Genomic DNA, 15,138 nt, shown 5'->3' with positions numbered 1-15,138 from the left:
CAGCGGCCGGGGCATGAAGTACGCCCGGCGGCGGGGCGTGAAGTACGCCCGGCGGCCAGGCGGTCGAACGGCCGGGGGCCACCGCTAGGCTCTCGGTGCATCCTGTGACGAAGAGCCGATACGGGGGTTCCGCGATGAGCGCGACCGTCACCGCCGTCAGCAGCAACGGCGCGTACTCCTTCACCAAGCCCAACCGGGAGCGGATCACCCTGCTCGCCGGCCTCGGGGTCGAAGGTGACGTGCACGCGGGGGTGACGGTGAAGCACCGGTCGCGCGTCGCCCAGGACCCGACGCGGCCGAACCTCAGGCAGGTGCACCTCATCCACGAGGAGCTGTTCGAGGAGGTCGGGGCGAGCGGGTTCCAGGTGGCGGCCGGGGAACTGGGCGAGAACATCACCACCCGGGGGATCGATCTGCTGGGGCTGCCCACCGGGGCGCTGCTGCGCATCGGTGACAAGGCCGTCGTGGAGGTGACCGGGCTGCGCAATCCGTGCCGACAGATCGACGACTTCCAGCGCGGGCTGCTGAAGCAGGTCGTGGGGCGCGACGCGGACGGGCGCGTCCGGTACCGGGCCGGGGTCATGGGTGTGGTGAAGGTGGGCGGCGTCGTGCGCGCCGGGGACGCCATCTCCGTGGAGCTGCCCGACGGGCCGCACCGGGCGCTCGAGCGGGTCTGACCGTCCGGCCGCTCGACCGCGTGGGCGGTGCCGGGCGCCGCCGTCGGCCGTCGCCGGGTGGACGACGGTGGTGGTGGTGCGGCGCCCGGAAGCGGTGGGGAGGCCGGGAAGCAGGCCGGAGTGAGCTATGCCGTCGCGGCGAGGTCCGCGCGGCCGAACAGCAGGGCGTAGCCCGGGGGGAGCTGGCTGAGGACCCGGGTCGTCAGGGGCTCGCCCACGGTGTCCGCCAGGACGCCGAGGACCGAGGTGACGTCCCAGCGGGCCGTGGCCGGGGTGGCGTCCTCGTCGAGGTGGTCCGCCACGGACTCGACGAACTCGCGTGCGGACACCGGGGTGTTCGCGGGGATCTGGGCGGCGACCAGGGTGCCCGCCTGCCTGGGCAGGGCCTGTGCGAGGGCGACCCGCTCCTCACCGGTCACGTGGCCGCCCAGGGCGGTGAGGACGGTACGGGTGACTCGCTCGGCCTCGGCCGTCGTCGGGTACTGACCGGCCTCGCGCACCGCCTCGGTGAGTTCCTCCCAGCGCGCGTCGTCGGCGCCGGACTCCGGGGTGAGCGGACGCAACGACGAAGCCGCGGCGGGAGCGGGGGCGGGGATGGTCGTTCTCGGCTGCGGGGTCGTCACGGTCATCGTGGTGGATCCTCCTCGGGAACACTTCGGGACACCGGAAGCCCGGTACCCCCTGACGCGGCGTGCATGGGCTGCAATTCGGCCAAAGTGCGGCAAGTGGTGGCATGCGGTCCGCGCTGCCCGCGCTGCCGGTGCGGTCGATGGAGTCCGTGCCGCCGGTGCGACGCGGGCAGTTCATGCGGCTCATGAGCGCCCTGCGGCTGATGTGGGACGTCGTCCGCCCCTGGCGCGGCGGGCCGGTGAGCGGCCAGGCAGGGGCGAACGGCGGCGCCCCGGGCCCCCGTCGGGGGTCACGGGGCGCTTGGGATGCGGCCGGGTTTCGGTCAGCCGGTGATCTGCTTGCGGTCGCTGTCGCCGCCGCTGATCCGGATGCGGCGCGGCTTGGCCTGCTCGGCCACCGGGATGCGCAGGGTCAGGACGCCGGCCTCGTACGAGGCGTCGATGCGCTCAGTGTCGAGGGTTTCGCCGAGGAACAGCTGACGGGTGAAGGTGCCGGCCGGGCGCTCGGCGACGATCATCTCGGCGTCCTGCGGAGCGGGGCTGCGACGCTCGGCGCGGACGTTGAGGACGTTGCGCTCGACGTCCAGCTCGATCGTCTCGGGGTCGATCCCGGGAAGGTCGAAGTGGACCAGGAAGTCGTCACCGGAGCGGTAGGCGTCCATCGGCATGGCCGTCGGGCGGCCGGCGGTGGCGGGGGCGCCGAAGACCTGCTGTGCGAGTCGGTCGAATTCACGGAACGGGTCCGTACGCATGAGCATCACGGCTCACTCCTCTCATCAGGTGCCGGGGTGCGATGCCCTACGCCTTCTTATATAGCCCGAAGCCGGAAAGTTGACAAGCCTCGACTCAGCTACTCGGAGCCGAACGGGCGCGCGCTAGTCTCGGGCCTGGTGTGAACGCAGACGAATCACACCAAGACGACACCAAGACGTGACGACGTACATGGAGGCAGCTCATGGCCAGGGTTCCCAGCGCGGTGGTCGCAGCGACCGGGCTCGTCGGCGGATACGGCGTCGCCCGCTGGACCGGGAAGCGGCAGCTCGGCGGGGCCGTCCTGGCCGCCGCCGGGGCCGCCGCCGCGCAGCAGTGGCGCAGGCGGGCGGGCGGGAAGGCCGCCGGCGCGCTGACCGCCGGGTACGTCGCCGCGTTCGCAGGGTCGCACCCGCTGGCCAAGAAGGTCGGCGCCTGGCCGTCCGTCCTCGGCGTCGCGGGCGTCGTCGCCCTGGCCTCCTGGGCCGTCGCCGACCGACGCGGCTGAGCCGGCGGCCCGGCTGAGCGGTACCGGCCGGGGGCGGCCGGGACCGGCCGGGCGGCTTAGGAAACACGGGCGAGCAGAGGGACCGACCGACCGGGCGAGCACAGGGGCCGACCGAACGGGCCGGACCACGGCCCGGGAGGGCCGGGCGGCCCTGACGGAGTCGAACGGCGGCGTCCTGGCCCGTCACGGCCTCCCCGGCCGCGCGGCCTCCGGCACCACCCCCGCCGTCTCCCCCGCCTCCGAGCCAGCCACCACCCCCGAGCCCGCCCCCGCCCCCGCGCCGGACCCCGCCGGCCGGAACGACCGCCGGTACGCCTGCGGGCTGGTCCCCACCACCCGGCGGAAGCGTTCCCGGAAGGCCGTCGGGGAGCCGAAGCCGGCCTGCACCGCGATCCGCTCCACCGGGTACGGGGTCGTCTCCAGCAGGTACTGCGCCCGCCGCACCCGCGCCCGGTGCAGCCACTGCAGCGGTGTCGTACCGGTCTGCTCGCGGAAGCGGCGGTTGAGGGTGCGGCTGCTCATGCGGGCCCGCACCGCGATCTCGTCCAGGGTGAGTTCGCGGTCGCAGTTGTCCTCCAGCCAGGTCAGCAGCGGCTCCAGGGTCGCGCCGGCCGGCGCCGGGGGCAGGTCGTGCACGATGAACTGGGCCTGCCCGCCCTCACGCTCCAGCGGCATCACGGACATCCGGGCGGCGTGCGCGGCGACCGCCGAGCCGTGGTCCCGGCGGATCATGTGCAGGCACATGTCCAGGGCCGCGGCGGCGCCCGCCGAGGTCAGGAACTGGCCGTTGTCGACGTAGAGGACGTTCGGGTCGACGGTGATCCCCGGGTACCGCTCCGCCAGCTCCCGCGCCGCACGCCAGTGGGTCGTGGCACGCAGCCCGTCCAGCAGCCCGGTGGCCGCGAGGACGAACGCGCCCACGCAGATCGACGCGACGCGCGTGCCGTTCGCCGCCGCCGCGCGCACCGCCTCCGTCACGCCCGGCGGGAGCGGCAGCGCCGGGTCGGCGACGCCCGGCAGGACGATCGTGTCCGCGTCCGCCAGCGCCTCGATGCCGTAGGGCGCGCGCACCGCGAAGACGCCTCCGCCCGCGCTCACCTCCCCCGCCCCCGACCCGGCCCCGGGCGAGCAGACCCGCACCCGGTAGGCGGCGCGGCCGTCGGGCAGCCGGGCCCAGCCGAAGGCGTCGATCGGGACGGAGAGGTCGAACGGGATCACCTGGTCCAGCGCCAGGACGGCCACGGTGTGCATGGCGGGAACGTAGCCGTACGCCGGGTTCCCGCCAACTCGTGGAGCCGGGCCCCGTCCTCTTGTACCCGTCCGGAGCCGGGCGGCGAGAATCCGTTGGGTACTGGCAATCCGGCCACTGCCGCGTGATCGCCGGGGCCGCCTAGCCTCCTGCCGTGACCAAGTTCCTCCTCGCCGTCCACGTCATCGCCGCGATCGTCGCCATCGGGCCCGTCACCGTCGCCGCGAGCATGTTCCCGCCCGCCGCCCGCCGCGCCCTGACCGCACCGGACGACGACCGGGCCGCCGAGACGCTGCGGCTGCTGCACCGGATCTGCCGGGTGTACGCCGTCGTCGGTGTCGTCGTCCCGGTCTTCGGGTTCGCCACCGCGAGCGGCATGCACGTGCTCGGCAGCGCCTGGCTGATCGTGTCCATCGCCCTCACGGCGCTGGCCGCCCTGGTGCTGGGCGCGCTGGTGCTGCCCGCCCAGAGCGCGCTGGTGGAGGGCGGCGGCAGCCGTGGGAACACCGCACGGCTCGCCATGTTCACCGGCGTGTTCAACCTGCTGTGGGCGGCCGTGACGGTGCTGATGATCGTGCGGCCGGGATCCACGACCGGAGCGTGAGGTCGGGCCCCGGCCCCACCCGGCCGCGGCGTCCGGCCCGCACACGCTCCGCCGGGGCCGAGCCGGCCCGCCAGGGCCCGTCCTACAGCTCCGCCTGGCCCGCGCCCTTCAGCGTGTTCAGGTCGAAGACGTCGCCCATCTTGGCGAAGCCCAGGTCACTGGGGTGCAGATGGTCGCCGGAGTCGTACTCGGGGCGCAGCCGGCGCGCGTCGTACGGGTCCCGCAGGGCCTGGTCGAAGTCGACCACCGAGTCGTACACCCGGCCCGACCGGATCTGCGCGTTGACCTCCCGGCGCACCTCCTCGCGGGCCGGCGTCCAGCCGCGGTGGCCGTAGAACGGCATGAGGGTCGCGCCGGCCACCCGCAGGCCGCGGGCGTGCGCCTGGCGGACCAGGGTGCGCAGGCCCTCGGTGATCCGGTCCGGGTCGGCGAGGGCCGGATTGCGGAGGATGTCGTTGATGCCGAGGTCGATGACGACGACCTTCACCCCGGTCCGGGACAGCGCGTCCCGGCCGAACCGGCCGAGCCCGCTCTGGTTCTCCGCCGGACGGCCGAGACCGTCCGCCAGCACCTGGTTGCCGCTGATGCCCTCGTTGACGACGCCGTAGCGCGGCAGGGCCGCACCGCCCGCCACCGCCGTGTGCAGCCGGCCCGCGAGGACGTCCGTCCAGCGGCGGTTGGCGCCGACCGTGGACGTTATGCCGTCGGTGATCGAGTCGCCGAAGACGACCACCGTGCCCGTCGCCTCGTTGCTCAGCACGTCAAGGCCCGTCAGATAGCGCCAGTAGGGCGTCTGTTCGGTGTAGGCGGCGCCCGTCGCGTCCTCCGTGCGGTCGCCCTGGGCGACGTACGACAGCTGCTGCGCGTGCGGGTGGTAGGTGACCGGGCCCGAGGGGGTCGGCGAGTACGTGGTGACCAGCACGTCCGAGCCGTGCGGGATCACCACCTGCACGGCGTCGCTGGACACCTGGCCGCCGGCCGGGATCACCACGCTGGTCACGCCGTCGAAGGTCAGCCGGCGCATCGTCGCCGCGTCGGCCTCGGCGGTGCCGTGACCCGCCGCCACGGCCAGGGAGGCGTGCGTGATGGGCAGCGGGGACTGGCCGTAGAGGTTGGACAGCGTGATGCGGGCACTCGTCCCCGCGGTGCTCGCGTGCACGACGTTGCGCACCGAACGGCCGGCCAGTCCGGCGGTCTCGGTGCCCGGCTCGCCGCCCACGGGCGCCGTGGACCAGGCACCCACCCAGGTGCCGGTCGACGCGGGAGCGACGGAGGAGCCGTGGCGCGGGCGGCCGCCCGCGAAAGTGCTGGTGGAAGTGGTGTCGCCCGTGGCCACCGTGACGTAGATGGCTGCGCACACGGCCACGGTCAACGCGACCAGCGCACTCAATACGGCATAACCATGACGCTTGGTCATGCTTGCGTTGTTCTCCTCGGGAGATGGGAGCCCAGGGCTCCGATCCGGATGGATCCATGATGAGTCATGGGTCCGGGAGACCTGACAGGACCCTGCCCGAACCCCCCTGCGGACAGACGCCGGGAACTTGTGTTTCGTTCCGGGAGTCGGTCAGGAAGGGACAATTGTGCGCGGGATCACCGCACAGGCGGACTACGGGTGGAGCTGATGGAACGCACCGAGACACGAACAGCGGACCGGACGACGGCACAGCAGGCCGCGTCGCACCGGACCATGACCGCCTTCACCCCCGCCGACGAGGAGCGGCGGCGCGGCGTACGGCAGATGAAACTCACCGCGACCGGACTGCTGCTGTTCGTCGCCCTCGTCTACGTGCTCGCCAGACTCGCCACGCACCAGGGCGCCGGGCCCTGGGCGGGATACGTCGGCGCCGCCGCCGAGGCGGGCATGGTCGGCGCGCTCGCCGACTGGTTCGCCGTCACCGCCCTCTTCCGGCACCCCCTCGGGCTGCCCATCCCGCACACCGCGATCATCCCCACCAAGAAGGACCAGCTCGGCGTCTCCCTCGGCGAGTTCGTCGGCGAGAACTTCCTCTCGCAGGACGTCGTGCGCCAGCGCCTGAGCGCCGTCGGCATCGGCAGCCGGCTCGGCACCTGGCTCGCCGAACCGGAACACGCCGACCGGGTCACCGCCGAGCTCGCCACCGCGCTGCGCGGCGCCCTGACCGTCATGCGCGACCGGGACGTCCAGGCCGTCGTCACCGAAGCCGTCACCCGGCGGGCCGACATCCAGGAGATCGCGCCCGGCCTCGGCAAGATGCTCGAACGGATCGTCGCCGACGGCGGCCACAAACGCGTCGTGGACCTCGTCGTCGCCCGCGCCCACGACTGGCTGGTGCTGCACCGCGCCGACGTGATGACCGCCGTCGAGGGCGGAGCGCCCGGCTGGACCCCGCGCTTCGTCGACAAGAAGGTCGGCGACCGCGTCTACAAGGAACTGCTGCGCTTCGTCACCGAGATGCGCGACATGCCCTCCCACCCGGCCCGCGGCGCCCTCGACCGCTTCCTCACCGACTTCGCCTCCGATCTGCAGTCCGACACCGACACCCGCGCGCGCGTCGAACGCCTCAAGGCCGACATCCTCGGCCGCGGCGAGGTCCAGGACCTGATCGCCTCCGCCTGGACGGCCGTACGCTCCATGATCGTCGCGGCCGCCGAGGACGAGCGCAGCGAGCTGCGGCTGCGGGTGCGCGCCGCCCTGCTCTCGCTCGGCACCCGGATGGCGAGCGAACCGAAGGTGCAGCGGAAGGTCGACGGCTGGGTGGAGGGCGCCGCCGTGCACGTCGTCACCACCTACCGCAAGGAGATCACCTCCCTCATCACCGACACCGTCGCCGGCTGGGACGCCGAGCACACCACCCGCAAGATCGAGGCCCACATCGGCCGCGACCTGCAGTTCATCCGCATCAACGGCACCGTGGTCGGCTCACTGGCGGGCCTGCTCATCTACACCCTCACCCGCGCCGTGGGCGCCTGAGACCGGGCCCCCGCGCCCGCTGCCGCCGCCGCTCCTCCCCCGGGCCCGCGCCGGGCCTACTCCGGCGCCGCCCGGGCACCCGTATCCCGTCCTTCGACGTGGAGGGGAGCCCATGGACACAGCCGCAGCACCGGCACCGCGAAGCGGCCGGACCATCACCACGAACATCCCGGCCCGGCTCGACCGCCTGCCCTGGTCCCGGTGGCACTGGTCGATCGTCATCGGCCTGGGCACCGTATGGATCCTCGACGGCCTCGAGGTCACCGTCGTCGGCAACATCGCCAGCCGGCTGTCCGAACCGGGCAGCGGGCTGAGCATCAGCTCCGGGCAGATCACCGGCACCGCCGCCGCGCTCTACGTGGCCGGCGCCTGCGTCGGCGCGCTGTTCTGGGGCCGGCTCACCGACCGCTTCGGCCGCAAGAACCTCTTCATGATCACCCTCGGGGTGTACCTCGCGGCCACCGCCCTGACCGCGGTGTCCACCGAGGCCTGGTGGTTCTTCCTCTTCCGGTTCCTCACCGGCTTCGGCATCGGCGGCGAGTACGCGGCCATCAACAGTGCCATCGACGAGCTCATCCCCGCGAAGTACCGCGGCCGCGTCGACCTCATCATCAACGGCAGCTTCTGGCTCGGCGCCGTCGGCGGCTCCCTGCTGTCGATCCTCGCCCTCAACACCGACCTGCTCCCCGCCGACATCGGCTGGCGCCTCACCTTCGCCCTCGGCGCCGTCCTCGCGCTGGTCATCCTCCTGGTGCGCAGGCACGTCCCGGAGAGCCCGCGCTGGCTGCTCATCCACGGCCGCGACGCGGAGGCGGAGGACATCGTCACCGGCATCGAACGCCAGGTGCGCGACGAGAAGGGCGAACCCCTCGCCGAGCCCGAGGGCGAGCTGGAGATCCACCAGCGCAAGAACGTCACCTTCGTCGAGATCGCCCGCACCGTCCTCGGCCGGTACCGCAAGCGCGCCGTCCTCGGCTTCTCCCTCTTCATCGGCCAGGCCTTCCTCTACAACGCCATCACCTTCGGCTTCGGCGCCATCCTGACCAAGTTCTTCGACGTGCCGGCCGACCACACCGGCTACTACTTCGCCGTCATCGCCATCGGCAACTTCTGCGGCCCGCTGCTGCTCGGCCACCTCTTCGACACCGTCGGCCGCCGGGTGATGATCTCCTCGACGTACCTGCTGTCCGGCCTGCTGCTGTTCGGCACCGCCTGGCTCTTCGACCGCGGCTCCCTCAGCGCCGGCACCCTCACCGCCTGCTGGTGCGCGGTGCTCTTCTTCGCCTCCGCCGGCGCCTCCAGCGCCTACCTGACCGTCTCCGAGATCTTCCCGATGGAGACCCGGGCGATGTCCATCGCCTTCTTCTACGCCATCGGCACCGCCGCCGGCGGCATCAGCGGCCCGCTGCTCTTCGCGGACCTCACCAACACCGGCAAGGTCGGCGACACCGTGCTGGCCTTCCAGATCGGCGCGGGCCTGATGTGCGCCGCCGGCCTCGTCGCCGCGTTCCTCGCGGTGAACGCCGAACGCCGGTCCCTCGAGGACATCGCCCGCCCGCTGACCGCCGCCGCGGGCAAGGCCAAGGTGGCGGCCCGCCCGGCCCGCGGCTCCCAGGGCCCCTCGGCGCCGCCGGCGGCCAGCAGGCCCTGACATCGGCCCACAGGCCCGCACGGCGGCCGGCGCTCACGCCGGTCAGCGCCCGCGCGGCATGAGGCCCCCGGGGTCCGGCACCCGTACAGCCGGTCCCCGGGGGCTTCGTCCGTCAAGGGATACTGGCCCCCATGACCCGCCTGATCCTCGCCACCCGAAACACCGGAAAGATCACCGAACTGAGGGCGATCCTCGCCGAAGCAGGCCTCCCCCACGAGCTGATCGGCGCCGACGCCTACCCCGACATCCCCGACGTCCGGGAGACCGGCGTCACCTTCGCCGAGAACGCCCTGCTCAAGGCCCACGCCCTCGCCCAGGCCACCGGCATCCCCGCCGTCGCCGACGACTCCGGTCTCTGCGTCGACGTGCTGAACGGCGCCCCCGGCATCTTCTCGGCCCGCTGGGCGGGCGCCCACGGCGACGACAAGGCCAACCTGGACCTGCTGCTGGCGCAGCTCTCCGACATCGCGGAGGAGCACCGGGGCGCCCACTTCGCCTGCGCGGCGGCGCTGGCCCTCCCGGACGGCACGGAACGCGTGGTCGAGGGACAGCTCAGGGGCACCCTGCGGCACGCCCCGGCGGGCACGAACGGCTTCGGCTACGACCCGATCCTCCAGCCGGACGGCGAGAGCCGCACCTGCGCGGAACTGAGCCCCGACGAGAAGAACGCCATCAGCCACCGCGGCAAGGCGTTCCGGGCGCTGGTGCCGGTGGTGCGCGAGCTGCTGGGCTGACACGCCGAAGCCCCCCACCTCGGCTGCGCGGGTGGGGGGCGGTGCGGCGGTGCGGCCGGTGGGATTCGAACCCACACGGGTGTGAACCCACTGGGACCTAAACCCAGCATGACTGCCAGTTCCATCACGGCCGCCTGAGGCGCGGCCTACTCTACTGTGCCGCCCCGCGCACCGTCCGCCCCGCGGCGGCAACTGCCCGCCGCCGTAGGGCCGGGGGGCCGGACCTCAGATCCCGAGGTCCTTGATGATCTTGGCGACGTGGCCGGTGGCACGGACGTTGTAGAGGGCTCGGTCGACCTTGCCCTCCTCGTCGACGATGACCGTGGAGCGGATGACGCCCATGTAGGTCTTGCCGTAGTTCTTCTTCTCGCCGTAGGCGCCGTAGGCCTCGGTGGTCTTCTTGTCCGGGTCGGCGAGCAGCGTGATCCTCAGCGACTCCTTCTCGCGGAACTTGGCCAGCTTCTCCGGCTCGTCCGGGGAGATGCCGATGACGTCGTAGCCGGCGTCGGCCAAAAGGGAGAGGTTGTCGGTGAAGTCGCAGGCCTGCTTGGTGCAGCCGGGGGTCAGCGCCGCGGGGTAGAAGTAGACGATGACCTTGCGGCCCTTGTGGTCCGACAGGGACACCTGGTTGCCGTCGGCGTCGGGGAGGGTGAAGGCGGGGGCCACGTCGCCGGGCTGGAGTCGCTCGCTCATCGCTCCAGCGTAACGGGGGGCGTTGCGGTGCGGCCTGACGGGGAACTGACAGACTGTCCAGGACAGCATCAGCAGACTTCGGAGGCCGTACGGTGGCGGACACGTCGGACACCAGAACCCCGGCAGAGATCGAGGCGGACATCAGGCGCCGCCGCGAAGTGCTGGCCGAGACGCTCGACGAGATCGGGGTGCGGGTGCATCCGAAGACGATCGTCGGGGATGCCAAGGCCAAGGTGGCCGCCAACATCGACCACACGGTCGGACGTGCGTACGTGCAGGTCAACCGGGTGGTGAGTGAGGTCAGGGCGCAGTTCGTGGACGAGCGGGGCGCACCCCGTCTGGAGCGGGTGGTGCCGGTGGCGCTGGTCGCGGTGGGGCTGGTCGGCCTGCTCGCGCTGGGTGTCCGGCGGCGCGGCCGCTGAGCGGCTCGGCGACCCGGGCTCGTACGGGCGTGCCGAAGGCAGGTAGGTTCGAAGCGTGAGCGCCAACAGAAACGTGCAGAGCACCCCCCATCACGACAAGCTGCCCATTCGGATGCTGCATGACCGGGTGCTGGTCAAGCAGGAGACGGGTGAGGGTGAGCGGCGGTCGGGCGGCGGCATCCTGATTCCCGCGACGGCGGCGGTCGGGCGGCGGCTGGCCTGGGCCGAGGTGGTCGCGGTCGGTCAGAACGTGCGGACCGTGGAGCCGGGTGACCGGGTCCTGTTCGACCCGGAGGACCGGGCCGAGGTCGAGGTGCGGGGCGTGGCGTACGTGCTGATGCGGGAGCGGGATCTGCACGCCGTGGCCGCGGACCGGTTCGAGGGCTCGGAGGACTCCACGGGCCTGTACCTCTGAGGTTCAGGACCTCCGGTGTTCCGGACCTCCGGGGTTCCGGACCTCCGGAGTTCGGGGCAGCCGGCTCCGGCCGGCCGTGAGTGCGGGAGAGGGCTGGTGACCATGGTCACCAGCCCTCTCCTCGTGGTTTTGCTATGTTCGAAGGAGCCCGACGAGACGCGCCGTACCGGGATGCAGGCAAAGACGACGCACCAGTGATGGGTTCGTCTGCCGGAGGTGTGTCGTCGTGGCGTGGGTTCTGTTGATTGTCGCCGGTCTGCTCGAGGTGGCCTGGTCGGTGGGGATGAAGTACACCGACGGTTTCACCAGGCTCGTGCCGAGCGTGCTGACGGGTGCCGGGATCGTGGCCAGCATGGTGCTGCTGTCGTACGCCGCCAAGTCGCTGCCGATCGGTACGGCCTACGGCGTGTGGGTCGGGATCGGGGCGGCCGGGGCGGCGGTGCTCGGCATGGTGGTGCTGGGTGAGCCGGTCACCGCCGCCCGTGTCTTCTTCGTGTGCCTGCTGCTGGTCGCCGTGGTGGGGCTGAAGGCGACCAGCGGTCACTGAGGAGCGGTCCTAGGGCTGGCCCCCGGTGGCCCCGGTGTCGGTGCCGCCGCCCGTGTCGAGACCCCCGGTGTTGCCGCCGGGTGTGCCGCCGCCGGTGTCCGTTCCCCCGCCCGTGGTCGGGCTTCCGTTCGTGCTCCCGCCCGTGGTGGTTCCGCCGCCGTCGGCGGTGTTTCCGCCGGTGGTGGTGCCGCCGTCGGTGGCGGGGGTGCCGGTGCCGCCGCCGGTGGTGCCGGGGGTGCCGGTGGTTGTGCCGTCGGTGCTGGGGGTGGAGGTGCCGTCGGTGGGCGTGCCGGTGGTGCCGCCGTCGTCCTGGCCGCCGATGCTGGGGTCGGCGGAGGGGTCGGCGGGGGCCTCGGTCCGGTCGGCGCCCGGCTGGAGCTGGAGGTCGAAGTCGCTGACCGGCTTCCCCTTCAGCGCGTCGCGGGTGTACTGGGCCCAGATGGCGGTGGGCGGGCCGCCGCCGTTCATGCGGGGCTGGCCCAGCGCGTAGTACAGCGACTTGTGGGCCGCGGTGACCGGGTCCTGGCCCATGACGGAGACCACGGTGGCGAGTTCCGGGGTGTAGCCCGCGAACCAGGCGGCGGTGTCCTCCTCGGCGGTGCCGGTCTTGCCCGCCGCGGGACGGCCGGCGGCCTGGGCGGCGACGGCGGTGCCGTTGTCGACGACGCTCTGCAGGATCGAGGTGGTGGTGTCGGCGGCCTCGCGGGTGACGGCCCGCTTGGTCTGCCGCTGGGGCAGCTCGACCTGCTGGGTGCCGTCCTTGGTGACCTTCTCGACCATGGTGTACGTGGCGCGCTGGCCGTGGTTGGCGAGCGTGGCGTAGGCCTCCGCCATGTCGAGGACGCTGGCGGTGGCGGTACCGAGGGCGATGGACGGGTAGGGCTGGAGGTCCTTGGTGTGCTCGGGGATGCCGAGTTCGACGGCGGTCTGCTTGACCCTGTCGGGGCCGACGTCGACGGCCATCTGCGCGTAGACGGCGTTGACGGAGAGGTCGGTGGCCTTGCGGACGGGGATGTCGCCGTAGGACTTCTCGTCCTCGTTGGCGGGGTTGTAGGCGCCGCCGGGCCAGCCCTGCACGGGGCGCCTGGTGGTGCCGTCGTAGACGGTGTTCGGGGTGATGGGCCGGCCGTCCTGGGTGGTGGAGCTGTTCTGGACGGCCGAGGTGAACACGAAGGGCTTGAAGGTGGAGCCGACCTGGAAGTCGCCCCGGGTCGCGCCGTTGGTGAACTGCTTCACGTAGTCGATGCCGCCGTACATGGCGACGATCTTGCCGGTCCTGGGGTCGACGGAGGCGCCGCCGGCGCGGACGTAGTTGTCGGCCTTGCGGTTCTTCTTGTCGAGCTTGGAGATGAGCTGGTCGTCGACGGCCTTGACGAAGGCGTTCTGCCGGTTCTTCTGGATGGTGGTGGTGATGCGGTAGCCGCCGGCCGCGAGCTGGTCGGCGGTGACGATGTCGTTGCTGATCAGGTACTGCCGCACGGCGTCGACGAGGTAACCACGCTGGCCGGACAGGCCGTTGGGCACGGTCTGGTCCCTGGGTGTGGGGAACTTCAGGCCCGCGCGCTCGCCCTTGCCGAGCCAGCCCTCCTTGACCATGCCGTCCAGGACATAGTTCCAGCGGGCGACGGCGGCGGACTTGTTCTCGGGGTGCGCGACGACGTCGTACTCGCTGGGGGCGTTGACGAGGGCGGCGAGGTAGGCGGCGCGGGCCGGGTCGAGGTCCGCCGCGTCCTTGCCGTAGTAGGCCTGCGCCGCGGCCTGGATGCCGTAGGCGCTGCGGCCGAAGTAGCTGGTGTTGAGGTAGCCCTCGAGGATCTCGTCCTTGGACTTCTCGCGGTCCAGCTTGATCGAGATGAAGAACTCCTTGGCCTTGCGGGTGACGGTCTGTTCCTGGCCCAGGTAGTAGTTCTTCACGTACTGCTGGGTGATCGTCGAACCGGACTGCTTGCCCTTGCCCAGGGCCGTGTTCCAGCCGGCGCGGAGCATGGCCTTGGGGTCGACCGCGGACTCGGAGTAGAAGTCGCGGTCCTCGGCGGCGAGTACGGCGTGCTGGGCGGCCTTGGAGACGTGCGCGAGGCTGACGTTCTCGCGGTTGACCTTGCTGTCGCGGGTGTCGCGGGCGAGCTGGGAGCCGTCGGAGTAGAGGTAGACGTTGCTCTGCTTGGTGGCCAGGGCGTTGGCGGACGGGATCTGCACGAGCGAGTAGCCGAGGAAGAGCAGGCCGATGATCAGCATGACGCCGATCACGAACGTGCTGAGCAGCATGCGCCAGGTGGGGAAGAGGCGGCGCCATCCGGTCCGCTTGGGACGCTTGGGCTTCTTGCCCTTGCCGCCTCCGTCTCCGGTGCCGCCGCCGGTGCCGCCGCTGTCCGCGAGGGCGGTGGTGGCGGGTTCGGTGTCGGTGGTGTCGGTGGCGGTGCTCCTGCCGGCGGCCGCTGCGGCGGTGGCGCCGGCGGCCGCGGCCGGTCCGGCCTTCGCCGCGCCGCCACTGGCCATCGCGGCCCGGGCGCCCTTGGCCGCGCCGCTCGCCGCGCCGGCCTGACCTCCCTCGGCGGCGCCGCCGGCCATGGCGGCGCGGGGGCCCTTGCCGGGGCCACCGGGGGTGCCGGGCCGGGCCGCGTCGCCGCGCGCACCGGCCTGCGCGGCGCCACCGGCCGCGCCGGCTCCGGGGTTCTTCCGGGCGCCGGCGGCCGCACCGGCCTGGGCGCCCGCCGCGGTGGTGCCGGTGCCCGGCTTGGCCGGCTCCGGCGTGCTGGGGGCCTTGACCTTGCGGAGGACCTGGGTCGTCTCGGGCGCCTGGGCGTCCGCGGGGCCCTGCGGGCCGCCGGACGGCTTGCCGCCGTCGGCCTTGCGGGCGGCGTCGCCCTTGCGGGCGGCGTCGGCGCCCTGGGCGGCGGCGGAGGCGCGGGATGTGTCGACGCGCCGGAGCACCTGGGTGCTCTCGGCCGCTTCGGACTCCTGGGCCCCGGACGCCTTCGGGCCCTTGGACCCGGCGGACGGCGACTGCGCGGCCTGGCCGGGCACCCCGGGACTCCGGGTGGCGGCGGACCGCCCGGCAGCGGTGTCCTGGGCGCCGTCGGCCTTCGCGGAGCCCCGCGACGGGCCCGCCTGACCGGGCACACCGGGACGCCGGGGCACGGCGGAACGCCCGGCCCCCTGCCCCTCGGAGCCCTCACCCTCACCGGACCGCGCCGGCTGCCCGGCCGCGCCGGACCTGTCCGGCGCCTGCGGCTCGCCCGACTGCTGCGGCACACCGGCGCCCCGGGACCCGCCGGAACGCCCAGCGGTCCCCCGGTCCCCGGCGCC

Annotated in this window: 15 protein-coding genes, 1 tRNA gene and 1 riboswitch; of the genes, 9 read left to right on the top strand and 7 right to left on the bottom strand. The window is 72.9% G+C overall.

Translation table 11 applies throughout. The annotated features are described in order from the left end of the window. Positions 1-134: 134 nt before the first annotated feature. Positions 135-677 carry an MOSC domain-containing protein gene (locus tag TNCT1_RS30465; protein ID WP_143638500.1) on the top strand — a complete coding sequence of 181 codons (543 nt, stop codon included), beginning with the start codon at positions 135-137 and terminating at the stop codon, positions 675-677. Positions 678-802: 125 nt separating this feature from the next. On the opposite strand, the gene TNCT1_RS30460 is transcribed toward TNCT1_RS30465, so the two are convergent. Together TNCT1_RS30460 and TNCT1_RS30455 are read right to left on the bottom strand one after the other, a co-directional pair. Continuing rightward, positions 803-1,306 (bottom strand): DUF2267 domain-containing protein, encoded by a 504-nt coding sequence (locus TNCT1_RS30460; protein WP_143638498.1) that lies wholly within the window; start codon positions 1,304-1,306, stop codon positions 803-805. 323 nt (positions 1,307-1,629) lie between these two features. Then, the gene (locus tag TNCT1_RS30455) at positions 1,630-2,064 is read right to left on the bottom strand and encodes an Hsp20/alpha crystallin family protein (RefSeq protein ID WP_174266506.1); all 435 of its coding nucleotides are present in this window, start codon (positions 2,062-2,064) and stop codon (positions 1,630-1,632) included. Between the two features lie 197 nt (positions 2,065-2,261). On the opposite strand from TNCT1_RS30455, the gene TNCT1_RS30450 reads away from it, so the two are divergent. Further along, on the top strand, positions 2,262-2,564 hold the full coding sequence (locus tag TNCT1_RS30450; RefSeq protein WP_143638494.1) for a hypothetical protein: 303 nt from the start codon (positions 2,262-2,264) through the stop codon (positions 2,562-2,564). Positions 2,565-2,747: 183 nt separating this feature from the next. On the opposite strand, the gene TNCT1_RS30445 is transcribed toward TNCT1_RS30450, so the two are convergent. After that, the gene (locus TNCT1_RS30445; protein ID WP_143638492.1) at positions 2,748-3,815 is read right to left on the bottom strand and encodes a GlxA family transcriptional regulator; all 1,068 of its coding nucleotides are present in this window, start codon (positions 3,813-3,815) and stop codon (positions 2,748-2,750) included. Between the two features lie 152 nt (positions 3,816-3,967). Here TNCT1_RS30445 and TNCT1_RS30440 point away from each other — a divergent pair, with 152 nt between their 5' ends. Then, positions 3,968-4,417, top strand: a complete 450-nt coding sequence (locus tag TNCT1_RS30440; RefSeq protein ID WP_143638490.1) for a hypothetical protein — start codon at positions 3,968-3,970, stop codon at positions 4,415-4,417. Positions 4,418-4,499: 82 nt separating this feature from the next. Here the strand turns inward: TNCT1_RS30440 and TNCT1_RS30435 are convergent, their stop codons facing one another. Next, the gene (locus tag TNCT1_RS30435; RefSeq protein ID WP_143638488.1) at positions 4,500-5,834 is read right to left on the bottom strand and encodes an SGNH/GDSL hydrolase family protein; all 1,335 of its coding nucleotides are present in this window, start codon (positions 5,832-5,834) and stop codon (positions 4,500-4,502) included. A 207-nt stretch (positions 5,835-6,041) separates the two neighbouring features. Between TNCT1_RS30435 and TNCT1_RS30430 the strand changes: the two genes are divergently transcribed. The 3 genes from TNCT1_RS30430 to rdgB all read left to right on the top strand — a co-directional run bounded on the left by TNCT1_RS30430 (position 6,042) and on the right by rdgB (position 9,755). Next, a complete protein-coding gene (locus TNCT1_RS30430; RefSeq protein WP_143638486.1) occupies positions 6,042-7,370 on the top strand; it encodes a DUF445 domain-containing protein in 1,329 nt (442 codons plus the stop codon). A gap of 112 nt (positions 7,371-7,482) precedes the next feature. Further along, positions 7,483-9,021 (top strand): MFS transporter, encoded by a 1,539-nt coding sequence (locus tag TNCT1_RS30425; RefSeq protein WP_143638484.1) that lies wholly within the window; start codon positions 7,483-7,485, stop codon positions 9,019-9,021. A 131-nt stretch (positions 9,022-9,152) separates the two neighbouring features. Next, complete coding sequence (gene rdgB, locus TNCT1_RS30420; protein WP_143638482.1) at positions 9,153-9,755, top strand: RdgB/HAM1 family non-canonical purine NTP pyrophosphatase; 603 nt, start codon at positions 9,153-9,155, stop codon at positions 9,753-9,755. 50 nt (positions 9,756-9,805) lie between these two features. On the opposite strand, the gene TNCT1_RS30415 is transcribed toward rdgB, so the two are convergent. Next, positions 9,806-9,889, bottom strand: a tRNA-Leu gene (locus tag TNCT1_RS30415). A 91-nt stretch (positions 9,890-9,980) separates the two neighbouring features. Further along, positions 9,981-10,448: a thioredoxin-dependent thiol peroxidase gene (gene bcp, locus TNCT1_RS30410; protein WP_143638480.1), complete on the bottom strand. Its 468-nt coding sequence runs from the start codon at positions 10,446-10,448 to the stop codon at positions 9,981-9,983. Between the two features lie 92 nt (positions 10,449-10,540). Between bcp and TNCT1_RS30405 the strand changes: the two genes are divergently transcribed. From TNCT1_RS30405 to sugE, 3 genes are all read left to right on the top strand, one after another. Then, positions 10,541-10,870: a DUF3618 domain-containing protein gene (locus TNCT1_RS30405; RefSeq protein WP_143638479.1), complete on the top strand. Its 330-nt coding sequence runs from the start codon at positions 10,541-10,543 to the stop codon at positions 10,868-10,870. Positions 10,871-10,982: 112 nt separating this feature from the next. After that, entirely contained in the window at positions 10,983-11,285 is a 303-nt protein-coding gene (locus TNCT1_RS30400; protein ID WP_143638545.1) for a co-chaperone GroES, read from the top strand. Between the two features lie 122 nt (positions 11,286-11,407). Continuing rightward, a riboswitch (guanidine-III (ykkC-III) riboswitch) is annotated at positions 11,408-11,478 on the top strand. A 33-nt stretch (positions 11,479-11,511) separates the two neighbouring features. Further along, positions 11,512-11,832: a quaternary ammonium compound efflux SMR transporter SugE gene (gene sugE, locus TNCT1_RS30395; protein WP_143638477.1), complete on the top strand. Its 321-nt coding sequence runs from the start codon at positions 11,512-11,514 to the stop codon at positions 11,830-11,832. A 9-nt stretch (positions 11,833-11,841) separates the two neighbouring features. On the opposite strand, the gene TNCT1_RS36040 is transcribed toward sugE, so the two are convergent. Continuing rightward, on the bottom strand, positions 11,842-14,400 hold the full coding sequence (locus tag TNCT1_RS36040) for a transglycosylase domain-containing protein (RefSeq protein WP_216856687.1): 2,559 nt from the start codon (positions 14,398-14,400) through the stop codon (positions 11,842-11,844). Positions 14,401-15,138: the final 738 nt, after the last annotated feature.

Origin of the sequence: Streptomyces sp. 1-11 (assembly GCF_007176755.1) — a bacterium.
GTDB lineage: Bacteria > Actinomycetota > Actinomycetes > Streptomycetales > Streptomycetaceae > Streptomyces.
This window is presented reverse-complemented; position numbering and strand designations above follow the sequence as displayed.

What these genes read in the sequence shown, in the direction of transcription:
- TNCT1_RS30465 (WP_143638500.1), top strand. Translation starts at nt 135, where the DNA reads ATGAGCGCGACCGTCACCGCCGTCAGCAGCAACGGCGCGTACTCCTTC.
- TNCT1_RS30460 (WP_143638498.1), bottom strand. Translation starts at nt 1,306, where the DNA reads ATGACCGTGACGACCCCGCAGCCGAGAACGACCATCCCCGCCCCCGCT.
- TNCT1_RS30455 (WP_174266506.1), bottom strand. Translation starts at nt 2,064, where the DNA reads ATGCTCATGCGTACGGACCCGTTCCGTGAATTCGACCGACTCGCACAG.
- TNCT1_RS30450 (WP_143638494.1), top strand. Translation starts at nt 2,262, where the DNA reads ATGGCCAGGGTTCCCAGCGCGGTGGTCGCAGCGACCGGGCTCGTCGGC.
- TNCT1_RS30445 (WP_143638492.1), bottom strand. Translation starts at nt 3,815, where the DNA reads ATGCACACCGTGGCCGTCCTGGCGCTGGACCAGGTGATCCCGTTCGAC.
- TNCT1_RS30435 (WP_143638488.1), bottom strand. Translation starts at nt 5,834, where the DNA reads ATGACCAAGCGTCATGGTTATGCCGTATTGAGTGCGCTGGTCGCGTTG.
- TNCT1_RS30430 (WP_143638486.1), top strand. Translation starts at nt 6,042, where the DNA reads ATGGAACGCACCGAGACACGAACAGCGGACCGGACGACGGCACAGCAG.
- TNCT1_RS30425 (WP_143638484.1), top strand. Translation starts at nt 7,483, where the DNA reads ATGGACACAGCCGCAGCACCGGCACCGCGAAGCGGCCGGACCATCACC.
- rdgB (WP_143638482.1), top strand. Translation starts at nt 9,153, where the DNA reads ATGACCCGCCTGATCCTCGCCACCCGAAACACCGGAAAGATCACCGAA.
- bcp (WP_143638480.1), bottom strand. Translation starts at nt 10,448, where the DNA reads ATGAGCGAGCGACTCCAGCCCGGCGACGTGGCCCCCGCCTTCACCCTC.
- TNCT1_RS30400 (WP_143638545.1), top strand. Translation starts at nt 10,983, where the DNA reads ATGCTGCATGACCGGGTGCTGGTCAAGCAGGAGACGGGTGAGGGTGAG.
- TNCT1_RS36040 (WP_216856687.1), bottom strand. Translation starts at nt 14,400, where the DNA reads ATGGCCGGCGGCGCCGCCGAGGGAGGTCAGGCCGGCGCGGCGAGCGGC.